This window comes from Mycobacterium sp. 1245801.1, assembly GCF_001673055.1.
GTDB lineage: Bacteria > Actinomycetota > Actinomycetes > Mycobacteriales > Mycobacteriaceae > Mycobacterium > Mycobacterium europaeum_A.
Window position 1 is genome coordinate 1 of sequence record NZ_LZKY01000039.1, and the last position, 1,220, is coordinate 1,220.

Below are 1,220 nucleotides of genomic sequence, written 5' to 3' on the forward strand. Positions count from 1 at the left end.
CCCCAAGTTAACGGCAAGGAGAAACGGTGGACGAACCGCGACGCGAGATCATCGACCAGCTCGCCAGCACCGGGACCTACGTCACCCGCGACGGTGACGGCGTGCTGCGCCACTGGAACGCGATCACCGACGAGTACGTCGGCAGCGAACCCGACCTAACGTAAGGGATAGGAATTATCAGCGATGAACAGAGCTGCAGCGTTTGAACTGCTCAGACAATTCGTCGAGTTTATGAGCGACGAGGGAATCACCAAGCCGTCAACGTCCGACATCAACTGGTTTCTGGACGACACGGCCGCCGACGAGTAGTTGACGTAAATCCCCCAAGTTATCGGCAAGGAGAAACCGTGTGCAATTGCTATTGCGCCAACTGTCACGGGCACCCGCTTGTGTGGTGCACCAGCGGTCACGACATCGACTGCCCGGTGCGCCAGGAACGCGCGAAGGTGACATAAGAGTTCGTTCTCGGCTCAGGCCACAGCCCCATCCGGGGGCGCCGGCGGCACCCACTGCTTCTGCTTCGGCGGCGGCGGCGGCCACGCCAACCACCGCTTAATCTGCCGCATCCCGTACATCGCGGCCAACACATACCCCACCGTGGACACGCAGATCAATACCCAAGCGGCGGTTTCCAACCCCAAACCCGGCAGGGCCATCGACAGTAGCTTCGCGACGACAGCCCAGCAGTTCACCGACACCGCAGCGAGATAGATTTTCGCCATGGTCGACGAATCGGCGTCGTAGCGCGCAATGATTGCCAACGCCCACAGCAGATGCCCGAGCACCCACAACGCCGCCCCGGACAGCACCACCCAGTAGGCGGCGAGCCAGGCGTTCGGCGGCTCGGTGAACAAGTCGCGCACGTGGCGGTCGGGCGATCCCGGCACGAACAGGCCGACCAGGGTGGGCAGCACGAACGTGGCGGGCAGCTCGAGCCGCCAGTGCCGCCACTGGGCCGCGTTCGTCAACTCAAGGCGGTTGAGCGTGACGTACGCGAACACGGTGATCCCGGTCAGGGATGCGATGTGGCCGACCATGTCCTCAAGGTTCCAAACCCCGGTGACGCGGTGCAAACAATCGAACGTCGGCGTAGCGAAAGGCATCATGCAGACGAGACCGACCAGGATGCCGGCGAGGTTAACGGTGGCGGCACTTTCCCACTTGTAGAACCAGGTGGTTCGCCGCACCCATAACCCTGCTGCTAGGGCTATGAGTGCGGC

General features: G+C 62.7%; 3 protein-coding genes. 2 read left to right on the forward strand and 1 reads right to left on the reverse strand.

Going from position 1 to position 1,220, the window contains the following annotated elements:
• Positions 1 to 26: 26 nt before the first annotated feature.
• Both A5622_RS28830 and A5622_RS30420 read left to right on the forward strand, forming a co-directional pair.
• Positions 27 to 164: a hypothetical protein gene (locus A5622_RS28830; RefSeq protein WP_156752811.1), complete on the forward strand. Its 138-nt coding sequence runs from the start codon at positions 27 to 29 to the stop codon at positions 162 to 164.
• Positions 165 to 183: 19 nt separating this feature from the next.
• Positions 184 to 309, forward strand: a complete 126-nt coding sequence (locus A5622_RS30420; RefSeq protein ID WP_255361668.1) for a hypothetical protein — start codon at positions 184 to 186, stop codon at positions 307 to 309.
• A gap of 161 nt (positions 310 to 470) precedes the next feature.
• Here A5622_RS30420 and A5622_RS02260 read toward each other — a convergent pair.
• A partial coding sequence (locus A5622_RS02260) for a hypothetical protein (protein WP_232002824.1) occupies positions 471 to 1,220 on the reverse strand: 750 nt, incomplete at its 5' end.